The sequence below is a fragment of the Pseudomonas taiwanensis DSM 21245 genome (assembly GCF_000425785.1).
Classification (GTDB): Bacteria; Pseudomonadota; Gammaproteobacteria; order Pseudomonadales; family Pseudomonadaceae; genus Aquipseudomonas; species Aquipseudomonas taiwanensis.
In genome coordinates this window covers 139,886-162,114 of record NZ_AUEC01000016.1, presented here as the reverse complement: position 1 = coordinate 162,114, position 22,229 = coordinate 139,886, and the positions used below count along the sequence as shown (strand labels likewise).

Annotated in this window: 31 protein-coding genes; 29 read left to right on the top strand and 2 right to left on the bottom strand. The window is 62.0% G+C overall.

From position 1 onward, the window contains the following. Positions 1-130 precede the first annotated feature (130 nt). The 6 genes from H620_RS0108105 to H620_RS0108080 all read left to right on the top strand — a co-directional run bounded on the left by H620_RS0108105 (position 131) and on the right by H620_RS0108080 (position 2,452). A complete protein-coding gene (locus H620_RS0108105) occupies positions 131-820 on the top strand; it encodes a hypothetical protein (RefSeq protein WP_027907132.1) in 690 nt (229 codons plus the stop codon). Continuing rightward, entirely contained in the window at positions 810-1,199 is a 390-nt protein-coding gene (locus H620_RS0108100) for a hypothetical protein (protein ID WP_244880954.1), read from the top strand. Before H620_RS0108105 ends, H620_RS0108100 begins: the two co-directional genes overlap by 11 nt. 86 nt (positions 1,200-1,285) lie before the next feature. Beyond that, on the top strand, positions 1,286-1,657 hold the full coding sequence (locus H620_RS0108095) for a chemotaxis protein (RefSeq protein ID WP_027907130.1): 372 nt from the start codon (positions 1,286-1,288) through the stop codon (positions 1,655-1,657). Beyond that, on the top strand, positions 1,657-1,974 hold the full coding sequence (locus tag H620_RS0108090) for a hypothetical protein (protein ID WP_027907129.1): 318 nt from the start codon (positions 1,657-1,659) through the stop codon (positions 1,972-1,974). Before H620_RS0108095 ends, H620_RS0108090 begins: the two co-directional genes overlap by 1 nt. 47 nt (positions 1,975-2,021) lie before the next feature. Beyond that, a complete protein-coding gene (locus H620_RS0108085) occupies positions 2,022-2,213 on the top strand; it encodes a hypothetical protein (RefSeq protein ID WP_027907128.1) in 192 nt (63 codons plus the stop codon). Beyond that, positions 2,210-2,452 (top strand): hypothetical protein, encoded by a 243-nt coding sequence (locus tag H620_RS0108080; protein ID WP_027907127.1) that lies wholly within the window; start codon positions 2,210-2,212, stop codon positions 2,450-2,452. The genes H620_RS0108085 and H620_RS0108080 overlap by 4 nt, the downstream gene beginning before the upstream one ends. Before the next feature lies 1 nt (position 2,453). On the opposite strand, the gene H620_RS25610 is transcribed toward H620_RS0108080, so the two are convergent. Together H620_RS25610 and H620_RS0108070 are read right to left on the bottom strand one after the other, a co-directional pair. Continuing rightward, the gene (locus H620_RS25610; protein ID WP_049818735.1) at positions 2,454-2,912 is read right to left on the bottom strand and encodes a hypothetical protein; all 459 of its coding nucleotides are present in this window, start codon (positions 2,910-2,912) and stop codon (positions 2,454-2,456) included. Between the two features lie 157 nt (positions 2,913-3,069). Further along, on the bottom strand, positions 3,070-3,306 hold the full coding sequence (locus H620_RS0108070; RefSeq protein WP_049818734.1) for a hypothetical protein: 237 nt from the start codon (positions 3,304-3,306) through the stop codon (positions 3,070-3,072). A gap of 75 nt (positions 3,307-3,381) precedes the next feature. Between H620_RS0108070 and H620_RS0108065 the strand changes: the two genes are divergently transcribed. The 23 genes from H620_RS0108065 to H620_RS0107955 all read left to right on the top strand — a co-directional run bounded on the left by H620_RS0108065 (position 3,382) and on the right by H620_RS0107955 (position 22,200). Continuing rightward, the gene (locus tag H620_RS0108065; RefSeq protein ID WP_027907125.1) at positions 3,382-3,990 is read left to right on the top strand and encodes a putative metallopeptidase; all 609 of its coding nucleotides are present in this window, start codon (positions 3,382-3,384) and stop codon (positions 3,988-3,990) included. A 31-nt stretch (positions 3,991-4,021) separates the two neighbouring features. Further along, a complete protein-coding gene (locus H620_RS0108060) occupies positions 4,022-4,483 on the top strand; it encodes a DUF2280 domain-containing protein (RefSeq protein WP_027907124.1) in 462 nt (153 codons plus the stop codon). Next, the gene (locus tag H620_RS0108055) at positions 4,470-5,768 is read left to right on the top strand and encodes a terminase large subunit domain-containing protein (RefSeq protein WP_027907123.1); all 1,299 of its coding nucleotides are present in this window, start codon (positions 4,470-4,472) and stop codon (positions 5,766-5,768) included. Before H620_RS0108060 ends, H620_RS0108055 begins: the two co-directional genes overlap by 14 nt. 2 nt (positions 5,769-5,770) lie before the next feature. Beyond that, complete coding sequence (locus H620_RS0108050; protein ID WP_049818732.1) at positions 5,771-7,177, top strand: DUF4055 domain-containing protein; 1,407 nt, start codon at positions 5,771-5,773, stop codon at positions 7,175-7,177. Continuing rightward, positions 7,177-8,253: a hypothetical protein gene (locus H620_RS0108045; RefSeq protein ID WP_049818731.1), complete on the top strand. Its 1,077-nt coding sequence runs from the start codon at positions 7,177-7,179 to the stop codon at positions 8,251-8,253. The genes H620_RS0108050 and H620_RS0108045 overlap by 1 nt, the downstream gene beginning before the upstream one ends. Positions 8,254-8,404: 151 nt before the next feature. Beyond that, positions 8,405-9,151: a DUF6651 domain-containing protein gene (locus tag H620_RS0108040; RefSeq protein ID WP_013972415.1), complete on the top strand. Its 747-nt coding sequence runs from the start codon at positions 8,405-8,407 to the stop codon at positions 9,149-9,151. 9 nt (positions 9,152-9,160) lie between these two features. Beyond that, the gene (locus H620_RS0108035; protein WP_027907120.1) at positions 9,161-10,129 is read left to right on the top strand and encodes a major capsid protein; all 969 of its coding nucleotides are present in this window, start codon (positions 9,161-9,163) and stop codon (positions 10,127-10,129) included. A 41-nt stretch (positions 10,130-10,170) separates the two neighbouring features. Continuing rightward, on the top strand, positions 10,171-10,467 hold the full coding sequence (locus H620_RS0108030; RefSeq protein ID WP_027907119.1) for a hypothetical protein: 297 nt from the start codon (positions 10,171-10,173) through the stop codon (positions 10,465-10,467). Then, complete coding sequence (locus tag H620_RS0108025) at positions 10,467-10,838, top strand: hypothetical protein (protein WP_027907118.1); 372 nt, start codon at positions 10,467-10,469, stop codon at positions 10,836-10,838. Before H620_RS0108030 ends, H620_RS0108025 begins: the two co-directional genes overlap by 1 nt. Position 10,839: 1 nt before the next feature. Next, positions 10,840-11,223, top strand: coding sequence for a hypothetical protein (locus tag H620_RS0108020; protein ID WP_027907117.1), 384 nt, complete (start codon positions 10,840-10,842; stop codon positions 11,221-11,223). A 2-nt stretch (positions 11,224-11,225) separates the two neighbouring features. Further along, positions 11,226-11,615 (top strand): HK97 gp10 family phage protein, encoded by a 390-nt coding sequence (locus H620_RS0108015; protein ID WP_027907116.1) that lies wholly within the window; start codon positions 11,226-11,228, stop codon positions 11,613-11,615. After that, positions 11,612-12,019: a phage tail terminator-like protein gene (locus tag H620_RS0108010; protein WP_027907115.1), complete on the top strand. Its 408-nt coding sequence runs from the start codon at positions 11,612-11,614 to the stop codon at positions 12,017-12,019. Before H620_RS0108015 ends, H620_RS0108010 begins: the two co-directional genes overlap by 4 nt. Continuing rightward, positions 12,019-12,210, top strand: coding sequence for a hypothetical protein (locus tag H620_RS0108005; RefSeq protein ID WP_104883542.1), 192 nt, complete (start codon positions 12,019-12,021; stop codon positions 12,208-12,210). Before H620_RS0108010 ends, H620_RS0108005 begins: the two co-directional genes overlap by 1 nt. 65 nt (positions 12,211-12,275) lie before the next feature. Further along, on the top strand, positions 12,276-13,445 hold the full coding sequence (locus H620_RS0108000; protein ID WP_027907113.1) for a phage tail tube protein: 1,170 nt from the start codon (positions 12,276-12,278) through the stop codon (positions 13,443-13,445). 57 nt (positions 13,446-13,502) lie between these two features. Beyond that, positions 13,503-13,988 (top strand): hypothetical protein, encoded by a 486-nt coding sequence (locus tag H620_RS0107995; RefSeq protein WP_027907112.1) that lies wholly within the window; start codon positions 13,503-13,505, stop codon positions 13,986-13,988. 74 nt (positions 13,989-14,062) lie between these two features. Beyond that, positions 14,063-14,350 carry a hypothetical protein gene (locus tag H620_RS0107990; protein WP_027907111.1) on the top strand — a complete coding sequence of 96 codons (288 nt, stop codon included), beginning with the start codon at positions 14,063-14,065 and terminating at the stop codon, positions 14,348-14,350. 46 nt (positions 14,351-14,396) lie between these two features. After that, a complete protein-coding gene (locus H620_RS0107985) occupies positions 14,397-14,696 on the top strand; it encodes a hypothetical protein (protein ID WP_027907110.1) in 300 nt (99 codons plus the stop codon). Positions 14,697-14,753: 57 nt separating this feature from the next. Then, complete coding sequence (locus tag H620_RS0107980; protein WP_027907109.1) at positions 14,754-17,660, top strand: phage tail length tape measure family protein; 2,907 nt, start codon at positions 14,754-14,756, stop codon at positions 17,658-17,660. Between the two features lie 9 nt (positions 17,661-17,669). Further along, the gene (locus H620_RS27165) at positions 17,670-17,813 is read left to right on the top strand and encodes a hypothetical protein (RefSeq protein ID WP_167332795.1); all 144 of its coding nucleotides are present in this window, start codon (positions 17,670-17,672) and stop codon (positions 17,811-17,813) included. Between the two features lie 26 nt (positions 17,814-17,839). Further along, entirely contained in the window at positions 17,840-18,292 is a 453-nt protein-coding gene (locus tag H620_RS0107970) for a hypothetical protein (protein ID WP_027907108.1), read from the top strand. Then, positions 18,289-18,768 carry a DUF1833 family protein gene (locus H620_RS0107965; RefSeq protein WP_027907107.1) on the top strand — a complete coding sequence of 160 codons (480 nt, stop codon included), beginning with the start codon at positions 18,289-18,291 and terminating at the stop codon, positions 18,766-18,768. Before H620_RS0107970 ends, H620_RS0107965 begins: the two co-directional genes overlap by 4 nt. Positions 18,769-18,770: 2 nt before the next feature. Further along, on the top strand, positions 18,771-19,178 hold the full coding sequence (locus H620_RS0107960) for a hypothetical protein (protein WP_027907106.1): 408 nt from the start codon (positions 18,771-18,773) through the stop codon (positions 19,176-19,178). Then, the gene (locus H620_RS0107955; RefSeq protein ID WP_027907105.1) at positions 19,144-22,200 is read left to right on the top strand and encodes a host specificity factor TipJ family phage tail protein; all 3,057 of its coding nucleotides are present in this window, start codon (positions 19,144-19,146) and stop codon (positions 22,198-22,200) included. Before H620_RS0107960 ends, H620_RS0107955 begins: the two co-directional genes overlap by 35 nt. Positions 22,201-22,229: the final 29 nt, after the last annotated feature.

The window sequence follows — 22,229 nt, the reverse complement described above, 5'->3', positions numbered from 1 at the left end:
GGGGGTTTTTGATTATGGCCGCCCTCATGGTGGTGGCCGGTGTGGCGCTGTCATGGGCAGGCGCCGTGCGCCGCAAGCGCAGCTACGAAGAATTCATCTTGAGCAAGGCCAAGCAGGCAGGGGGCAAGCAATGAAGTATCAGAGCGTTTTGGCAGCAGTAGTGCGCGCCCTCGCGGCAGAAACCATGAGCGGAGTGGGCGGCGGCGACTTCGAGCCGAAGGTCCAGGCTTCGAAGCTGAAGGGGGAGATCTCCGGGAAGGATGCGGCGATGCTGGTGGACTGCTGGGTGCACGCCCGCCTGCACAGCAAGCTGATCCCTCGGCACTGGCATGCACTGACGGCCAGGTTCTCGACCCACAAGGCCAAGAAGGTTGAAGCGATCGGTAAGCTGGTACCGCTGATTGCGACCCAAGCGCCGAACCTGTTCCGGTACAAGGCAGTCACCGCCTGGGCCATTCCGCCGGTGAAGGGCGTGCAGGCGTCATCGGGCAACGAGATCGCGAGCCGGTCGGCCCGTGAGCGAGCGGAGTGGGAATCGCTGAATGCCGGTGTTATCCAGCACTTGGCTGGCGGCGAGATGCCCGAGGACGCCGGCCAGGCGCGCCGCGAGCAGTACGTGAAGCGCTCGACCGACATGATCGTGCTGCCGGCCGAGTTCTACGACATCAACACCTGGGACGGCCAGGGCTTGAACCGGACCACGTACTGGCGCTGGAAGAAGGCCATCGAGAAGGTGCTTGACGAGATGGTGGCCGAAGCGCTGGAAGCCTCTAGCAAGATACTTCAGGAGGAAGGCGTTTTGATGGCAGATGCCGCTTGACACCCGTGCAACGTTGCAACATTATTTGTTCATCATGTCATTCCTACGCGTGTTGAGGAGTGGCGAAGAAAGCCCGGCCTCAAGCGTCGGGCTTTTTCATGTGAGGCAATGGAATATGCGAACCCTTATGGTGCTTGGAGTTCTCCTTGCGACGCCGGCCTTTGCTGACATCGTGGAGCCGTCACACGACTGCACGCAGCCTGACATCCCCTACGAGTTTCAGAATAGCTACGAGCGCGAGCAGTTCCTTTCTGATGCAGAGGAGTACAAGTCGTGCATTGCTGATTTCGTAGAAGAGCAGGAAGATGCCATGCGAAAACATAAGTCGGCCGCCGATAGCGCTGTCGAGGAATGGAATTCGTTCGCCAGTTCAATCTAGCTGTTGCGCATATCTTCAAGCCCCGCCATGAGCGGGGTTTTTGCTTTTTGAAGAGGGCCTCAATGGGCCCGCACTTGGAGTAATCGATGGACCCGACCGACCTCGGCCCAGGCACAGCCACCTGGCTGGGCGGAACGGGCACTGTATTGCTGGGTGGCTTTCTTTGGCTGCGCAAGTGGTTGTCCAGGGATGCCACCGACAGGGCGATGGACACCGCCGACATCGGCGTCGTCCGGCGCTTGAATGAACTGCTCGACATCGAGCGCGAGGCCCGGAAAGAAGCTGAGGCCCGCGCCGATCAGTTCGCGAAGGAGCGGAACGATCTGGTGGCTACGGTAGGGCGCCTGGAGGGCAAGATCGAAGCCCTGACCAGTCAGGTCGGCCAGCTCAATGAGCGCGTAGCTGCGCAGAGCGATGAGCTCGCCCGCCTGCGCGGAAAGCTGGGAGGTGCTTCCTGATGGACAGATGCGCACTTGAATTCATAGCCCGCTGCTGGTGGCGCCGGGCAGAGGTCTGGATCATCGCCGCGCTGCTGGTCACCGGCGGGGCAGTCCTTGGCTGGCAGTCGGCGTTCTGGTCGATGGCCACGACCCAGGCCAACCAGGTGGCCGAGATCCGGGCCGCCTACGATGCCGCCATGGCCGAGCGCGACAAGCGCCTGGATGAGCTGACCAGCAAGGCCGAGAGCGCCGCGACCAAAGCGTCGAAGGCTGCGACCACTGCTACCCAGGCCGCCGACAAGGCTGATGAGGCCCTCAATCGGGTATCGCCGTAGTCGCACCACATTTCCAGCGTGCGCCGTTTCGTGGCGCGGAGACATCCATGTCCAATGTCACCCGACTGCGCCACGCCTTGCCGCTTCCTGCTGACGTGGTAGCCGCGACCAATGAGCTGGATGCTGCGGTGATCAAGGCTATCGATGCAGCCAAGAGCGCTGGCCTCCCTCAGGGCCTTCTTGCCGCTATTCTTCACGCCCACGCCCATGCTGAGACCCACAAGATGGTGTCCTCGTGAAGGTGTTGGAGTTCCAGCGAGAGGGGTGGCGCGACACGGTCAAGGCACTACGCAAGATCGCCGACGACCTGGAGCAGGGCAACATCGACCCATGCGTGATCGGCGCGGTCGCCCTGCGCTCCCCGGCTGGGAAGGTGACTGCGTTCGGCATTGGTCCGGCCGCAGATGATCTTCAGGCCCTGGCTCTGTTCAGGCTGGCGGAGCAGCAGCTGATTGATGTGCTACTGGAGAAAGAGTGATTTAAGGATTTGCGATCCAAGACGCGGCCGCGGAGTAACTCATGCTCGCGCCGACGGCAAGGGCCTTCCCGGCGAGAGATTTGACCGAATCCAGTAAGCCGTTTTCCGCGGCGTCCTGTAGCAGAGAGCCGAAATTCTTTCCAGTGACGCTGTCCGGTAGAGCCTTGAGAACTTCAAGCCCCTTCGCTGTGAGGACGCAGTCTTCGAAAATCGACAGTTCCCTCCGCACTGTTGTTGTGTGTGTCAGGTACCCAGTTCGTGTCAGCCAGTCAATGGTGTGGCCGAAGAATTCGATAGCGCCGAATGCTTGTTCGTTCTGGACATCCTGATCCTGTCCTTCAGGGGCTATTTGCGCCAGAAAATGATAGGGGTCGAGGATCACCGGTTCAGGGAATGATTCATAGAGCTGAGCAAAAACGGCACCTGTTAGCAGATCAAAGCGCTCCATATTCGAAGCCATGAGAATCTCCTTCGAAAAATCGTACTCATACATCGTTGGTATTTGAGTGACAACAAAGCATCCCGACTGGGAGGCGATCGAACGCCCCTTTCCGGCAGGGGGGCTTACTCTGGCGGATGAGGGGTAGAGCTACTCGCCGCAGGGAGGTGCCTTTGGCTCACTCTGCTTGACGCATTCGCTGTGCGACACCCTGCAGATAAGCGATCAGCTGTTCTACCTGAGCAGAGGTAGTGGCAATAGGATACTCACCGAGTACAGCCCTCAAGACGTCGTGGTGATCGACGAAAAACAGATCGCCGTCGATATAGGATGAATACTCGGTACTTGTTATGTCGCGCATCGTCGGGATGTCGATAGCGTTGGCGCCGTATTCGATCGTCACATCAAGCTTCATGGTTCACCTTGGCAGTGAATGGGTGGATCTTATCAATACCGGCAACAAGCCATCATTTCAAGGCGCAGGTGATCCATGAGCAGATCCATGCCGCCGGCTGAGCTGCTCGACTCTCCGTTCCTGGAGTTGCGCCCAGCTCCTGAAGTCTGGGAGTGGATTCAGCGCGAGATCCTCGCCGACACCGGTAGCATCCACAACCCAGAGCATGCCCACCTGATCGACGCCAACATCGGCGTGCTCTGGGCATCGACAGGGTTCGCCAAGCAGGGGCGGGTGGTTCTCGGTCAGGCCGAACAGCTGATGTTCCGCGCTGGCGGATGGCAGAGGGCACGGCAAGAGCAGCAGATGCGTGACTGGTTCGGCGAGGAGCCTACCTACCTCATCACCCTGGCTGCCGACTACTGCGCCCAGTGCACCGATGCTGAGTTTTGCGCCCTGGTCGAGCACGAGCTGTACCACATCGCCCAGGCGACCGATGAGTACGGAGCGCCCAAGTTCACCCAGGACGGGCTGCCCAAGCTCTACCTGCGCGGCCATGACGTCGAAGAGTTCGTCGGAGTGGTGAGGCGCTACGGTGCCAGTCAAGACGTACAGCAGCTTATCGACGCTGCAAGCCGGCCGCCTGAGGTGGCCAAGATCAACATTTCGAGGGCATGCGGAACCTGTCTGCTCAAGTCTGCCTGACCTTTGACAGACCTAAGACGGAATTGAACCTATGGCAGCCCTGAGCAACGAGGTGAAAGCCTTTATCGTTCAGGCCCTGGCCTGTTTCGATACCCCCGCACAGGTGGCGGCCTCTGTCCGAGAAGAATTCGGCATAGAGGTGAGTCGCCAGCAGTGCGAATCGCATGACCCTACCAAGAGCGCAGGACGAGATCTGGCCAAGCGCTGGCGGACCCTGTTCGACGATACGCGCAAGCGGTTCCGTGAAGAGACATCCGAGATCCCTATCGCCAACCGGGCATTCCGGCTCCGTGCGCTGGGAAGGATGGCTGAGAAGGCCGAGTCCATGAAGAACATGGCGCTCACTGCCCAGTTGCTGGAGCAGGCGGCCAAAGAGGTCGGCGACGTCTACGTGAACCGCCAGACCAAGAACGAGAATCCCCACGACAACGTGCCGCCCACCCGGGTTCAGGTGGACGTGGTGGATGCGAGGAAGCCTGATGCCGTCACTTAACGTGCCACAGGCTAGCTTCCTCCGGATGGAGAACAAGTTCCGCGGCTTCGTGGCCGGGTTCGGCTCGGGCAAGACCTGGGTAGGCTGCGCGGCGCTGTGCAAGCACGTGTGGGAGTGGCCCAGGATTGATTCGGGCTACTTTGCTCCGACCTACCCGCAGATCCGCGACATCTTCTTCCCGACCATTGAGGAGGTCGCCTTCGATTGGGGCCTGAAGGTCAAGACGAAGGAGAGCGACAAGGAGGTCGAGTTCTACAGCGGCGGCCAGTACCGCAGCACGACCATCTGCCGCTCGATGGAGAAGCCGCAGACCATCGTGGGCTTCAAGATCGGGCACGCTCTGGTCGACGAACTCGATGTTCTGCCCGCGCTGAAGGCTGAACACGCCTGGCGCAAGATCATTGCCCGGATGCGCTACAACGTGCATGGGCTGAAGAACGGCGTGGACGTGACGACGACCCCCGAGGGGTTCAAGTTCGTCTACCAGCAGTTCGTGAAACAGCTGCGCGAGAAGCCGGCCCTGCAGGGCATATACGGTCTGGTGCAAGCCAGCACGTTCGACAACGAGCTGAACCTGCCGCCCGACTACATCCCGTCGCTGATGGAGTCCTACCCGGCCCAGCTGATCCTGGCCTACCTGAACGGCCAGTTCGTCAACCTGAACTCGGGGTCGATCTACCACGCCTACGACCGGAAGCTGAATTCCTGCTTCGACACCGTAGAGCCTGGAGAGCCCCTGTTCATCGGCATGGACTTCAACGTCGGCAAGATGGCGGCGATCGTCCATGTCAAACGGCCTGACGGAAAGCCCAGGGCCGTGGATGAGCTGATCGACGGCTTCGATACCCCGGACATGATCCGGCGCATCAAGGAGCGCTATTGGCGGCACAACGGCCGGGACTACGAGAAGTCCTGCGAGATCCGGATCTATCCCGACGCCTCGGGCGGGTCGCGCAAGTCGGTGAACGCCAGCGAGACGGACATCGCCATCCTGCGTCAGGCCGGGTTTAGCGTGATCGCGCCCGACGCCAACCCGCCAGTGAAGGACCGCATCAACGCCATGAACGCGATGTTCTGCAACGCGAATGGAGAGCGGCGTTACCTGGTCAATCCGCTGCGCTGCCCGACCTATGCAGACGGCCTGGAGCAGCAGGTATGGGCCGCCAACGGCGAGCCTGACAAGAAATCTGGCGTGGACCACGCGAACGATGCGGGCGGCTACTTCATCCACCACGACTACCCAATTGAACGACCGGTCTTCACGACCCAGTCCCTGAGAATGTGAACATGAGCGATAACCCGAGCATCACGCTGCCCGCTGTCGACGCGATGCGCGCCTACTGGGCCGTGATCTCGCCGCTCATGGGTGGGACAATGGCAATGCGCGACGCGGGCAAAACCCTGCTTCCGCAATACCCAGCTGAAGACGACGAGGCCTACAAAGAGCGCCTGCGCCTTTCGACCCTGCTGCCGGCGTACTCCGAGACGGTCGGCAACATGACCTCCCGTGTGTTCGCCGAGCCGCTGCAGGTGGGCGACGATGTGCCAGAGGCCATTGTCGAGATGACCAATGACATCGACCACGCCGGCAATGACCTCAACTCCTGGGCTGTCGGGTTCTTCACCGAGGGGCTGAGCCATGGCCTGTGTCATGCCTTCGTCGATCACCCGCCAGCGGGCGAACTGAAGACCCAGGCAGACGAGCAGGCCGCTGGTGTGCGCCCTTACGTTGTTATGGTTAGGCCTGAGCAGGTGCTGGGTTGGCGCTCCAAGGGCGGCGTGCTGACCATGGTCCGCTACATCGAGGTGGTCGAGGAGGAAGATGGCGAGTTCGGCGCCAAGTGCGTCGAGCAGATTCGCGTGCTGGAGCCGGGCGCCTGGCGAACCTATCGCAGGTCAGCCAAGGCCGTGCGCGGTAAGCAGGCCGCATCTGGCGGTACCTGGGAGTTGCACGAGGAAGGCACCAACAGCCTGACCGCGATCCCCTGGGTCACCTTCTACACGGGCCGAACCGGGTTCATGACTGCCAAGCCGCCACTGATTGAGCTTGCACACCTGAACGTGAAGCACTGGCAGAGCCAGAGCGACCAAGACAACATCCTTCACGTGATCCGCGTGCCGATTCTGGTGCGCATCGGCATCCAGGCCCAGTACGACAACCATGGGAAGGTGATCCCGCCAGAGTTCAAGGTGGGCACCGGCCAGCTGACCGATCTGCCCAAGGACGGCGACCTTAAGTACGTCGAGCACACCGGCCAGGCCGTCGATGCGGGTCGCACCGCGCTGCAGGACCTGATCAACGAGATGCGCATGGCCGGGGCCAAGCTGCTGACGCCGGACAAAACAGCCACCAAGACCGCCACACAGGCGGAGGAGGAGGCTGCCCAGGAACTGTCCCCGCTGGCACGCATGGCGCACCACTTCGCCGACTGTCTGGCGCAGCTGCTCCAGTTCATGGCCGATTATCGCGGACTGGGCGAGGGCGGAACCGTCGAGATGCGCGGCAACTTCGATGTCGACTACATGCCGGAGGTGTCGCTGCCAACCCTGGTATCCATGGCCAATGCCGGGATGATCAGTAAGGAGACGCTGTTCACCGAGATGCAGCGCCGTGGGGTGATCAGCGACGAATACGACTGGGAAGAGGAACTGGCGAAGATTGAGGTCCAGGGCCCGGCTCTCGGTACGCTGTGATGAAGACCGCCAACGAGAAGCTACTGGACGAGCTGATCGGCCATGAAGTTGATCTGTCCAGGCTTAGCAACAGCCAGGTCGTGGCGATCATCAGGATCCTGAACAGTTCTGACCCTGAGCTGAGGGCAGCGCTCATCGCTGCCATCGACAGCCTGGATGCCGGCGCGTCCGTTGCAGCGATCGATGCCGCTCTGGCGCCCGTGCTGCGGATCAATCAATCGACGTTCTTTAGCCTGCAGCAGGCGCTCACAGGCGTAATCGACGGCGTGGCCAGTTACGAGATTGCCTTTCAGGCCGCTGCGCTTACAGCGGCTGTTCCTGAGCTTGTGCAGGCGCGATTCCCGGTTGCCGTGGCACAGTTCAGTCAGGTACGCGCCATTGCGCTGGCAAGACCCTTCCAAGGACGGCTGCTCAGCGAGTGGATGGCGGGCATCGAGGCTGACCGTGCTGCGTCGATCCGCGATGCCGTGCGGTCTGGCGTGCTTGAAGGGCGCACGACGCCGGAGATCGTCCGGCAGATCATGGGTACCAAGGCGGAGAAGTACGCTGACGGCATCCTGCAGAGGTCTCGCCGGGAGGTGGAGGCGGTTGTCCGGTCTGCTGTGTCCAGCACGGCTGAGACGGCCAGCGACAAGGCGTTCGAGGCCAACAGCGACATCATCAGCCATGTTGAGTGGCTGAGCACTCTGGACAACCGGACATCGACGACCTGCCGAATACGTGACCGCCTGCCGTACACATTGGGCACCTACCGGCCCATCGGGCACAAGGTGCCGTGGCTAGCCGGCCCGGGCCGTATTCACTTCTGCTGCCGCTCGACCAAGCTGCCAATCCTCAAGAGCGCTCTTTCGCTCGGCATCAGCGATGCAGCGACCAGGGCTTCTATGGATGGCCAGGTTCCGCAGCAGACCACCTACGCCGAATGGCTTGCCCGCCAGCCTGCCGGCCGCCAGGACGAGATCCTTGGCCCGGAGCGCGGAAAGCTGATGCGCCAGGACAAGCTGAAGTTGCAGGACTTTTACAACGACAAGGGCAAGTTCCTGACGCTCGATGAGCTCCGGGAGCGCCTGTTGTAGCCCGCGCCACAAAACACCAAAGCGCCATTTCGTGGCGCGCAATTGCAAAGCCTCGCCTAGTGCGGGGCTTTTTCATGCCTGCGGTTCGGATGGACGGGGCGACCTGGGGCCGGATGGCTCACCAACAGGCCGGATGGCCCAGAGAGACGAGATGAAACTCAAAACCGTTGAAGTGGATGGCAAGCAGTACGCAGTGATCGAAGATGGAAAGCCCGTATACACCGATGACGACGGCAAGGACGTCGCCTTCGATGCGGTCGGCACTCGCAACACCATCACCCGGCTGAATGCCGAGGCGAAGTCGCACCGCGAGCGCGCGGACAGCTTCGAGAAAACTGCGAAGGCGTTCGAAGGCATCGAAGATGCTGCGGCCGCCAAGAAAGCCCTGGAGATCGTCGCCAACCTCGACGCCAAGAAGCTGGTGGATGCCGGCGAGATCGAGAAGGTGAAGGGCGAAATCAGCAAGGCCTTCCAAACCCAGCTGGATGAAGCCAACGGCAAGGCGCAGACCTTCGAGCAGCAGCTGTATGCCGAGAAGATCGGCGGCAGCTTCGCGCGCTCCCAGTTCATCGCCGAGAAGATGGCGGTGCCGGCTGACATGGTCCAGGCCGCTTTCGGCAGCAACTTCAAGATCGAGGAAGGCAAGGTCGTCGCGTACGACGCCCAGGGCCAGAAGATCTTCAGCCGCGCTCGTCCGGGTGAACTGGCCGACTTCAACGAAGCGCTCGAAACCCTCGTCTCGCAGTACCCCCATCGCGACCACATCCTGAAGAGCTCCGGCGCCAATGGCGGCGGCGCGCCGAACGGCGGTGGCCAGCACAAAACCACGAAGGGCAACTTCGGTGGCACCAAGGCTGAACGCCTGGAAGCCATCAAGGGCCTGACCGCAAGCGAATAAGGAGGCCCAATGGCCCTTTCGAACATGAAGGTGTTCAACGAATACCTCAAGCGCACCACCATCGAGACCCTGGCTCAGGATGTCGAGAAGTTCAACGCATCCTCGGCCGGTGCCATCCGCCTGACTACCCAGGGCATCGACGGCGACTTCCTGCAGGAATCGTTCTGGGCAGGTCTGCACGGCGCCCAGCGTCGCGTCGACCGCTACGCTGCCAACGGCGCCCAGGCGTCCACCCCGCTGGCCCAGAAGCAGTACGACTCGGTGAAGATCGCCGGCGGCTTCGGCCCGATCCTGTGGGAGCCTTCCCAGCTCTCCTGGATCCAGAAGAACCCGGAAGAAGCGCTGGAAGTGATCAGCCGCAACCTGTCCGAAGCAATCATGGCGGACCAGCTGAACACTGCCATCTCGGCCCTGGCCGGCGCCATTGGCAACCAGCCGAGCGCCACCAACGACGTTTCGGCCACTGCTGGCGTGACCTACGTCGCGATCAACAACGCCCACGCGTTGTTCGGTGACGCTTCCCAGCGCCTGGTGGCCCAGGTCATGACCGGTGCCATGTACCACAAGCTGGTCGGCCAGAACCTGGCCAACGCCGAGCGCCTGTTCCAGTTCTCCGGCGTGCAGGTGGTCGACATCCTCGGCAAAGCCGTGATCATCACCGATGCCCCTGCGCTGTACGAGGCCGGCACCCCGAACAAGCAGAAGGTGCTCAGCCTGGCCGACGGCGCCGCGGTGGTGATGGATGGCTCTGACCTGATCACCAACATCGAGACCTCCAACGGCAAGGAGCGTATCGAGACCACCATGCAGGCCGACTACACCTTCGGCCTGGGCCTCAAGGGCTACACCTGGGACACCGCCAACGGCGGCAAGTCGCCGACCAACGCCGAACTGTCCACCGGCACCAACTGGGACCTGGTGGCGAACAGCATCAAGGCCTCGGCCGGCGTGCTGACCATCGGTGACGCCACCAAGTAATCGGTACCGCGCCCTCCGGGGCGCTTTCCCAGGAGATCGCCATGAGCGAGAAAGTGATTTACGAGAAACACCCGGTCAGCCCTGAGCGAAAGGCCGAACTGCGTCAGAAGGGCTACAAGATCATCGATGCGCGTTTCGCGCCCGATGGCTACGAACACCCGGAGCCCCTGAAGGAAACCAAAGGCTCGAAGGCTGGCAAGTCCGCTGCCGACAAGAAGGCTGCCGAAGAAGCCGAGCTGAAGGCAAAGCTGCAGGCCGCCCTGAACGAAAAGGGCGTGCAATTCAGCCCTGACGCCAGCCTGGAAGACCTCAAGAAGCTGCTGGACGAGGCCGCGTAATGATCATCTACATCACCGTCGAGCAGGTAGACGCCCTGCTTGGGCCGACCTGGGCGCCCGACGACCAGAAGGCCCGGGCGGTGCTGATGGCCAACACCTGGCTTACCAATCTCGGCCTGCCTGAGTTCGATCCGGTACCGGACGACGTCATCCAGGCCGGCGCCGAGATTGCCCGAGAGGCAGCGGCAGGGAACATCTACGGCAGCAAGGAGACCGGCGTGCTGAGCAAGTCGGTCAACGCTGACGGGGTTTCCAGCAGCAAAACCTACTCGGAATCCTCCCGCACCATCAGCGCTGGCGAGTCGTTCGCCCTGGCGCTGCTGGCGCATCACCTGAACAGCAGCGGCCAAACCAAGATCGTGAGGGGCTGATATGGGGCTTCGCGATGAACTGCAGGCCGACCTGGCCCAGGCGTTCAATACGGACCTGGCCGACGCTGTGCTGGCCTTCACTGGCGAGTACATGGGCCCCGGCGTGGTTGATCCCGCCACCGAGGAAACCACGGCCCAGCCCGTGACATACACGGGCCGAGGCGTGCTGTCCCGCTACGAAGATAGCCGTATCGACAACGTGAACATCCTGGTCGGCGACCTGCGCCTCACCGCGCTTGCCAACGAGGTCAGCGATACCCCGCATGTTGGGCACAAGATCACCGCTCCTGATCTGATGGACCGGTCCAAGCAGGTTGTCTACCTGGTCAAATCGGTGCGCTCCGACCCGGCTTCAGCCACCTACCGAATGCAGCTGAGGAAGTAGACATGGCCAAGAGCAGGGGATGGAGCACACCGCCAAGCCTGTTCACCGGCCTGGTCGAAGAGGCCCTGGCGCAGCGTGTGCGCGTCATTGCGCTGGCCATGCTCAACGAAATCGTGCTGCGGTCGCCGGTCGACACTGGGAGGTTCCGTGGCAATAACATCGTCAGCGTGGGCGCGCCGGTCTACACGAGCACTGAGAACCTGGACAAGAGCGGCGGCGAGACGATCCAGCGCGGCCTGTCTGCCATGAGCGGGCTTGAGCCGTACACGCAGGTGTTTATCCAGAACAACCTTCCATATGCCCAGGCCCTTGAAGATGGCCATTCCAAGCAAGCGCCGCCGAAGGGTATCTACGAAGCCAGCTTCCATGGCGTCACGCAGGCCTATTCATGACCTTCGAACAGATCCGCGCCGTCATCATCGGCCGCCTGCAGCAGTGGGCGGGGATTCCAGCCGATGCCATCGACTACCCGAACAACCCACAGGGGCCATTCAGTCCAGCAGGCAAGCCAATCTGGGCCAGGCTTGCGGATGTTCCTGGTCTATCCAGTACGCCAGAGGTCGGCAACGGCCCAAGCGTTCGGCGCACCGGTATTGTCATCGTTCAGCTGTTCGTGCCGAGCAACAAAGGCAACCTGGCTATTACCAAGGCCGCCGACACTTTGGTCCAGCACTTCGAGTACTACAGCGCGCCAGAAGGGCCGCTGGACTTCTTCGCTGCATCGCCAAGCGTGGTTGGTGACGAAGGTAACGGCTGGTATCAGGTCAACGTCTCCATCCCCTACAGGGCCTACTGATGAGCGAAACCATGAAGGTGCGCATCGACGGCGAGGTTGTGGACCGGGCCATAGGGAGCACCACCCTGGCCATCCAGGCCGACGGGTCCACCGTCGAGTATCACGAACCCAAGCTTGAGCCCGACGAAGTCGTATTCCGCCCTGACGACGACCCTATGCCCATCATCGTCACCCGCACAATCCCGGCCTGAGCGCCGAACCATCCCGCACCGCCACATGGCGGTTTTTTTACGCCTATCGATAGGAGATACACCCCATGTCCAGTGGTGCAAAGCGCTCGACCGCGTGGATTCGTGAAGTCACTCCGGGGACCACCCCGCCGGGCCCATGGAACGTACTGACCCGCGTCAGCTTCGGCCTGGTGCCTACCTACAACACCGAAGAGAACAACGAAATCGGCGAAAGCCGGATGTCGCAGGGCACTGCACAGACGACCGTGGATGTCGGCGGCGATATTGAGACCAAGTTCCGCTACGGAGCCCTGGATGAGTTCCTGGCCTCCTGCTTCGGCGCTAACTGGTCCGGTAATACCCTGACCATGGGTAACGAGCGCATCTCGTTCTCCATCGCCGCCTATGACGCTGACGTCGGTATCGCTGGCATCGCCCGCGGCGCCCAGGTTGACACGATCAACATCGAGGTCCCGAACGACAACGAGATCAGCGTCACCACCACGTTCATGGCCACCTCGTGGCAGGACAAGGCCGACAACACTTCCTTCATCGTCAGCCCTGCGCCCGAGGCCAACCAGCGGCGCTACGGCTTTAAGGATGTGACCGGGCTGAAGATCAACGGCGTGCAACTGGGTGACGACAACGCGTGCGTTGACACCTTCAACCTGCAGTTCGCCAACAACTCGCAGACCCAGCGATGCATCGGCAACGGCAATCCGTTCGCCGGCAACATCATCCAGACCACCTTCGTGCCGGGCGGCTCGATCACCCTGAGCTGGTCCAAGACCGCGTACCAGTACTGGAAGGCTCAGCAGACCGGCGACTCGCTCAGCTTCGAGTTCACCCTGAGCAACGCAGATGGCGGCTACACCTTCCTCATCCCCGAGATGGAAGTCAGCGGCGACTGGCCGGACGGTGGGGCCACCGACATCGTCCAGGTGGAACTGAACTACACCGCCCGCCGCGTGCCGCCGACCATTACTCGCCTGCCGGCGCCCATCGTCGTTGCTGCGGTGGAAGTAACCCCGGCCACCCTGAGCCTGGCGGTGGACGAAACCGCAGACCTCGAAGCCGCGGTAACTCCGGTAGGTGCCAGCCAGCTGGTCACCTGGACCTCGTCGGCCCCGGCCATCGCAAGCGTGAGCGCCACCGGCCTGGTAACCGGCCTGGCTGCCGGTACCGCCACCATCACCGCGACCAGCGCCGCAGATGGCACCAAGACCGACACCTGCGCTGTCACCGTCACCGCCTAAACCTTTGCCCGGCGCGTCCTGCGGTGTGCGTCGGGCCTTTTACCGCAGAGGAATTCCATGGGTATCACCATTGCACGAAAGCCTGAACTGGATATCAACGGCGAGCGTTGGGTGCACTTCAAGGTCGGCCCGGACGGCCTGGCCGTGAAATGCGACAAGGGGCCGGACACTGCCGCGATTCTGGTCGCATCCATCGCCAACCCGATCTACAAGTCGCACCAGGCCGTGATCCGCCGACATCTCGCCGCACTGAACCAGCAGGCCGGCGTGGGCACCGCTGGCTTCACCGTCGACTCCATCCCCGATGTAGAACTCGAAACCGACGACGATCTGTTCATCGACCTGGCCGCCAAGCACCTGATCAAGGATTGGCAGGGCATCGATGTCGAGGAACGCCCGGGCGAGCCAGCCAAGTACACCCCGCAGCTGTGCAAGGCGCTGATCGAGCAGCTGCCCAGCGTCTACTTCCTGGCCCTGCGCACCGCCCTGGACATCGCCAAGCGCATCGAGGAGCAGGCCCAGGCCACTGCGGAAAAGCAGTAGCGGCATATCGCTGGGGTAGGGACTGGGCCGGGCCGGAGAACGAGAAGAAGCGCTGGAAACATGAGCGCCTCGGGTTGAAGGCCCAAGAGCCGCCCGAGATCGACGATGTGGTGGCCGAGATCCTCGAGGCCTACGGTCACATCGGCCGATCCCGGCAGTACGTCGGCATGGTCGGCGCGCCGGCTCCTATTTCGCCGGCCGCGATTGCCGAATATCTCGACCGCTACCCCTCGGTGATATGCCGCGAAGAGTTCGATGCCGCCATCTTCGCCCTGGACGACGAGTTCCGCCGGCGGTGGGATGAGCAACAGGAAGAGGCCCTGGCCGAATCCGAAGGTAAGGGCAGGCGTAAGACGCGTTGATAGGCACAGCGCTGTGCTAGATTCTGGCCATCTATTGGAGGAAGCCATGAATCGACTGCTGCTAGTTGCCGCCATTGCCTTGATGCCGACCGGCACTACCTTTGCGAAAGCGCCTGATCAGTGCGAGAAAATATCGGATCTTGCGGCTGAGGCCATGAAAGCGCGGCAGGATGGCGATCTGCTGAAGGATGCTGTCAACTCGGTGGGAGACGGCAGCAAGTTCTCGGAAGCCATGGTTATGAAGGCTTACCAGGTTCGGGTTTTTGATGACGCCAGGGAGCGGGCCACCGCAATCTCCGAATTCCAGAATGCAGCCTACCGAGAGTGCTACGACGCTCACAACTGAACAACGAATCGATAAAGAACCCGCCTCGAGCGGGTTTTTTTATGCCTGGAGAATGACATGGCGCAGGAATCCCGCCTGGCGGTAACCATCGACTCGCGGGGCGCCAAGCGCAATGCCGACGACCTGACCAGTTCGCTCGAGCGCATGGAACGTGCTGGCGATGCTGCAGCGACTTCGGCCGATGGCGTGAGCAGCAGCCTCGACGATCAGCGCAAAGAGCTTTCCCAGCTGCTGGGGCAGATCAACCCCACTGTTGCTGCTCTGGGGCGACTCGACGACATGCAGGAGAAGCTGGCCAAGTTCAAGAAGGCCGGAATCGTCGAGAGTGACACGTTCGTCGAGTACACGCAGCGCATCAACACGATGCGAGATGCCCTTGGTGAGACTGCCGAAGGCATGAACAAGGCGGGTATGTCGGCCAAGGCCTACCAGGCTGCACTGCGCGGCGTCCCGGCACAGTTCACCGATATCGCAGTGAGCCTCCAGAGTGGGCAGGCTCCGCTTACTGTGCTGCTGCAACAGGGCGGCCAGCTCAAGGACATGTTCGGCGGTATCGGACCTGCAGCACAGGCGCTTGGCGGGTACATCCTGGGCTTGGTGAACCCATTCACTGTTGCGGCCGCCGCCGCAGGTGCGCTGGCCCTGGCCTACTACAAAGGGTCCGAGCAATCCGATGCCCTGCGCGACAGCCTGATCCTGACCGGAAACTTCTCGAAAGCCTCCGAGGCCCAGTTGATCGGCCTGGCCGAGTCTGCGGACAAGGTTACAGGTACTTTTGGACAGGCGGCCGGCGCACTGGCGCAACTCACCGCCGCGAGCGCGAACACTACCGGCAACCTGAAGCTCATCACCACGACGGCTGTCGAGATGCAGCGCGTCACCGGAAAGGCAGTAGAGGACACGGTCGCCGAGTTCATCAAGCTGGGCAAGGACCCGGTGGCCGGAATCGTCGAACTGGATGAGAAATACCGATTCCTGACTGCCTCTGTGTACGCCCAGATCAAGGCCCTGTCCGATCAGGGAAATGCTGTGGCTGCCGCCGACCTGGCTGAGCGCACATACGCGGAAGCGATGGGTCAGCGAACCAGCAAGATCCGCGAGAACCTGGGGCTGATCGAACGCGGCTGGCTCAACATCAAGGACGCCACCAACGAGGTTCTTGACGCCTTTGCAAGCATCGGCAGGAATAGCGTCGAGAGCGAAGGCAGGGCCATCACTCAGCTGCAGCAGAAGATTGCCTACCTGCAGAGCACGCTGGACACCGCCTACGAGGACAACGACGCCCGCGATCGCATCGCCAGCCTTCAGGCTGAACTGAAGCAGCGGCAAGACATCCAGCAGACCAACGCGAAAACCCTTGAAGAGGAACAACAGCGCCGTCGCATACAGGAGGAGGGGCGCAAGGGCCTGGACGCATTGGATGCGTCCTACAAAAGCTCGTTGACCCAAACCCAGCGCCTGAACAAGGAACTGACCGACCTCGACAAAGCGCGCGCTAAGGCTGTGGCTGCCGGGGTGTTCACCGCTGCAGAGGAAGCGAAATACGCCCAGTCGCGCAAGAACATCGAGAAGGAAATCGCCGACATCAAGGAGCGTGAGGCGAAGAAGAATGCTCCGAAGAACGTCAATCGAGGCGTGGCCGAGGCGGAAAATACGTTCGCTCGCCTGTATGGCCAGTACGACCCAGCGGCTCAGGCCGCCCGGGCGCTGACCAAGGAGCAGGGCCAACTCGACCTGGCATTGAGCAAGGGAAAGATCACCCAGGAGGAGTATGGCAAGGCGCTGGCTCAGGCTTCGATCAACTACGCCGCCGCCATCAAGGGTGCCAAGGGCCTGACCCAGGCCGAGGAGTACCGGGCGCAGCTCCAAAAACAGCTGGACAATGACCGCGCCCAGTACAGCTTGGATGCAGCCAGTGTTGGCATGGGCGACCTGCAAACGCAGCGCATGCAGCAGCGCGTGCAGCTGGAGCAGCAGACCAACGATCGTATCCTGCAGCTGCGCACCGAACTGGCAAACGCCACGACGGAGAAGCAACGCCAAGACCTACAGGCGCAGATCGACCTGACGAACGAGTTTCTACCGCAGCAACTGGCAGCGCTCCAGGCCGGCTGGGCGCAGATGGATCAGGCCATGCTCAACCCGATCAACGGGTGGACGGCTGCCGTGCAGAACTTCGGCAACCAGGCGCGCGACATTGCCGGGCAAACGCAGTCGATCTTCTCCAGCGCATTCAACACCATCTCGACCGATATCACCGACGCGATCATGAGCGGGCAGTTGTCCATGAGCACGCTTGGCGATATCGCTTCGAACGTGGTGCGCGAGATCATCGCCGGTTTCGTGAAGATGGGCGTGCAGATGGCGCTGAATGCTGCGCTGAACGCCACTCTCGGCACCGCTGCGGCCGGCCAGAGCATGATCCTGGCGGGTACCACGGCCACGGCCTGGGCGCCGGCGGCGGCAATGGCATCCCTGGCAACTCTGGGCGCCAACTCCGTTCCTGCAGCGGCCGCGCTGACCTCGACCACGGCTCTGGCGTCCAGCCTGGCCGTGATCCCGGGCTTCGCCACTGGTGGGTACGTGTCCGGCGCCGGTACCGGCACCTCCGACAGCATCATGGCCCGCCTGAGCGACGGCGAGTTCGTGGTGAATGCCGCGGCGACCAAGCGCAATCGGGCACTGCTGGAGGCGATCAACTCGAACGAGCGGGTATCGGTGGCTGGTGGTGGTGGCTCGGTTGTATCGACCCAATCGGCCGGCAGCACCCAGGCGCCTGTGGTCACTCAGCCAAACGTCACCGTGAACCTGATCGAAGACCGGTCCCGTGCCGGCACTGTTGATCAGCGCACAGGTGACGACGGCCAGCTGCAGATCGACGCCTTCGTAGCTGACATCTGGGGTGGGGGCGAGCGGGCGCAGGCGATCGAGGCGGCCTACGGGCTTTCACGCAACCCAACGTAGGTAGATCCAATGACCACCGAAACCGACGAGGTCGACGACGGGCCGGGCGCAACTGTGCCCGAGCCTGTTTTCCAGCCTGATGAGAAAGAACTGCTGCTGCAACGGCGACTCGCCCGCATCGAGGAAGCGCTGGGCCTCAGCCCTCTCACCTAAACGCAAACCTCAGCTGAGGAACGGCAATGATTCAATACCCGGCAGAATTGCCACTTCCTCTGCAGGAGGGGTATGGCCTTAGCACGGTCGATCCGATGCAGGCTACGCAGATGGTCACCGGACGCACACGGTACCGGGTCAGGCACAGCTATGTCCCGAATGAAGTGAGGTTTAACTTCAACTTCAGTGAGGCCGAGGCCGGCTTCTTTGAGGCCTGGTATGCGAGAACCCTGAGCAACGGCATGGAATGGTTTGAAATGCCGCTTCAGTTGCCGTCAGGGTTCACTACCTACCAGGCGCACTTCAAGGCCATTTACCAGGGCCCTGACCTCACACAGGTCAGCCGCTGGCGCTATTCGGCGGTACTGCAGCTCAAACAGCGCCCGATGATCCCTGAAGGCTGGGAGCAGTTCCCGGAGTACTGGTTCAACAAGAACGTCATCGACGTTTCGGCGAACAGGGAGTGGCCTGAAGCATGAGCCTTATCGAGGAGTGCTACGCCTCGGGCAGGGGCGAGTTGGTCGACACCATCGAAGCCAGGAAGGAGGGCGGCACCATCTCCCACCTGTACTGTTCGGGATGGGAAGACCGGGTTTGCACCACTGAGGACGGCCGCACGCTGACCTTCATCGCGATGGCCATGGACCTTGCCCTTCCCAAGAACGACAACAGTGCGTTCCAGAACCTGGTGCTCGGACTGGACAATGTGACCGGCGAGGTGCAGGAGGTTGTTGAGGAGGCCAAGGCCGCCGACGACCGATTCATCATCACCTTCCGCCGCTACCTGGCCGAAGACCTGTCGTTCCCGCAAGAGCGGTACCGCATGACGCTGCTCAGCCGGGAGTATGAGGACGATGTTGCCAAGCTAACCGCCGGCTTCTTCGACCTGCTCAACACCAACGGTCTCCGCACCATCCTGACCACCTCTCTGGCGCCCGGCCTGAAGTACATCTGACCATGATCGAAAAATTCATGCGCGCCCCGTATCGCGAGGGTGCACGGGGGCCTATTGCCTTCGATTGCTGGGGGATGTGCCGGGCAATCCGCCACGACCTGTTTGGCCTGTCTTGGCTCCCATCCCTGGGAGCGGTTGGCAAGGACAAGATCCGTGAAAACACCAAGGCCTACCGCAGCCTCCGTCAGGCGATGGAGGAGTGCACCCCGGAGCCTGGAGCCATTGCCGCGGTGCTGCGCGGAACGGCGCTCCTGCATGTCGGTACGGTCCTCCTGAGCGAGGGACGGCTGAAGGTGCTGGACACAAACCCCGGTGGCGCCTGCCTCCGGACAACCGGCGAGTTCGAAGCCGCGCATCCAAGAGTGGTTTACTACCGTGACCGTCGAATTCTTCCCGAACAAACTCAGTGACACCGCGCCGCTCGGTACCTGGAAGACCGACCGCCGCATGACCATCGAGGAGTGGCTGAAATCCCTGGCGCCGTCCTACGAGCGCCGGGAAAGCCCGCCAATCAGTGCCGTGCTGAATGACGAGGTAATTGAGCAGCACCTGTGGCACAAGGTGAAGTTCAAGCCGACCGACCTGCTGCAGATCTACCGCGAGCCCAAGGGTACCGACCCGTTCTCCATTACCTTCGCCCTGTTCAAGGGCGCCAAGGCGGTGCTGAAAGCGCTGATGCCGAAGATGCCGGGCATGCCGTCAAGCGCTGGTACGCAGCAGGGTGACCCGCTGACCGAGGCCAGCGCCAAGGGTAACAAGGTCAAGCTCGGTGACCCTGTGCGGCAGATCGCCGGCCATCAGCGAACCTACCCATCCTACCTGGTCCAGCCGCGCCGCTATTTCGCCGGCGCGCGCGATCAGCGGGTTGAGATGCTGCTGTACATCGGTGAAGGCCTGTATGACATACCTTCGAGCAAGGTTCGCGTCGGCCAGACTCCGCTGATCTCGCTCGGTGCCGATGCGGAATTCGCTATTTATCAACCTGGCGCAGACCTGTCCGCCGATACTGCGCACTTGAACTGGTTCAACGTGCCTGAGGTTGGGGCAAGCTCCAGCGGGTCGGCGGGGCTTGAGCTGACTACCGCGACAACCCTGACGAAGACCGCTTCCGCGTCGGCGTACCAGTTCACCGGCGACAACATCAGCGTTCCCTCTGGGGCCGGTGAATTCCCGTCCGATTGGTCGAACGGCATCATCGTTCGTGTGTTGGCCCCGTACACCTACACGGTGATCGATGGCGGCGCTGGCCGCGACATCATTCGCGGGCCGCTGGAAATGCTGAACCCTACGGTCGGCATGCTGATCGAGGTCGTTGGGGCCAATGCCGGCCTGTACGTGGTGAACAGCTATACGCCCTACAGCCCGGCCGTGCCCGCAAATCCCGGCACAACCTCGACGCTCACCGGTTCAGCGGCGCCAACCCGCTACGACTTCAACGTCACGCCCCTGAGCTTCACCCTGTTCCGTGGCGCGACCAGCTACCCAATCACGCTGAACACCGCCACCACCAACCTGGCCGGCCTGGTATCGGCGCTCAATACGCTGTTCAGCGGAATGCCATTCCAGGCCCAGGCCAGCGGCAGTGTGTTGCGCATCGTAGAACTGACGCCGTTTGCCGGGCAAGCCATCACCGCCACCGGCGCCGCCACCATCCTCGGCGCATCGCCGGTCGGCGTCACCGGTACCGCCACCACCAGCGCCATTCCGGAACAGTCGGCCGAAATGACGCTGAACTACGACGGCGGCTCTCCGGTGCTCGGCTTGGCGCTAGGCCAGGGCATGGCAACCATTGGCCCACGTGGATTGCGCTACCGGATTACTGCCTTCAGTTCCAGCCTGCTTGAGGTTGAGCGGCTGACCTCATCCGGCGCTACGGATGCAGGCTGGCCTGGTTTCAACAGCATGCAGACCGTTAACGGGCTGATCACGCTGGACTCGTCGAACCTGCAAGGCGGCTATCGTGGGCCATTTGCCTGCTGCCCGGAAGGCGAGAAAATCACCGAGATCGAATATTCGGTGTTCTTCGGCAATGGGCTGTGCGGCATAGGCCGGGAAGGTCAGATTTACTCTATCCCGTCCTACCACACCTTCGAGTACCGCGACATGGATGTGGCCGGCGCGTGGACCGTTATCGAGAAGGTCCACTCAGGCGGCTCCCTTGATTCGCAAGGTTTCACCAGTCGAGTGGTGCTGCCTTACCCGATGCGAGCAGAGGCGCGCATCAAGAAGCGCTTCGTGCAGCTTGGTGGCCGAGCCAACGAAGAAGCGCGCGACGATGTCACGTGGTATGACCTGCGCGGGCTGATGGTCAATTCGCCTGCCAGCTATCCCGGGTTGACGGTGATGACCTGCAAGATTCGCGGGGGAGACCGGTTATCTGCCCAGTCGGAAAGCCAGATCAGCGTAGAGTCGACCACCATCCTGCCGCTTATGGAGGGTGGTACCGGGCCAACCCGCGACATCGCGCCTTGGTGCATCTACCAGCTGAAGAAGCGTGGCTACACGGACGACGACCTGGACCTGCCAGAATGGCAGGCCTTCCACGAGATCTGCGTGGCCCGGGGCGACACCTACGACGAGACGCTGGACTCGACAATCACCGTGAAGGACATGGTGAACAACGCCCTGGCGTGCGGGTTCGGCGAACTGGTGACGTTCCGGGGCCTGCTGCGCCCGGTACGGGACAGTGCCCGAGCGGCCTTCGATGTCACCTACGGGCCGAAGACCCAGACCTACTCGCCGCAGAACATGACCAAGATGCTCAAGATCAGCGGCGCCATGCCGTCGATCAACGACTTCGATGGCGTGGATGTGGAGTTTTTCTCCAGTACCAGCTGGGCATGGGAAACGGTCGAGTGCCGCTGGCCTGGTGACCTTGGCATCAAGGTCGAGAAGATCAAGATGCCCGGGATCAGCGACAGGACCAGGGCCTGGCGCATCGGCATGCGCCGCCGTGGCCATCAGAAGTTCAGGACCGACGTTTACAGCTGGGAAACCGAGATGGACGGCAGCAACAGCGGCTACTTGAGCTTCGCGGCCGTTGCGGATGACGCTCCTAAACGGTGCCAGAGCGCGATCCTGCTTGGGTTCGAGGTGGCTGGCTCAGGCACGCTGTTGCATTCATCCGAACCGCTGGACTTCAGCGCTGGCGGCGAGCACCGAATAGGCATTCGCAAACTGGACGGCACGCTGTCCGGGCCGTGGACCGCCACTCAGGTTGATCCGTACACGGTGCGGGTTGACGCGCTCGACTTCACGCCCGTGGTAGACGGCCCGTTGGAGCCGCCACACATCCTGTTCGGGCCTGCAGCACGCTGGGCATACCCGGTCCTAATCACCAGTTCCGACCCAGCCAATGGCAACGTCGCCATGAAGGGCATGCCCTACGACGCCCGCGTTTACACCTACGACGACCAATCCCCGCCGGCTTGACCGGACCCTTAATCGAGCATGCCCGCCAC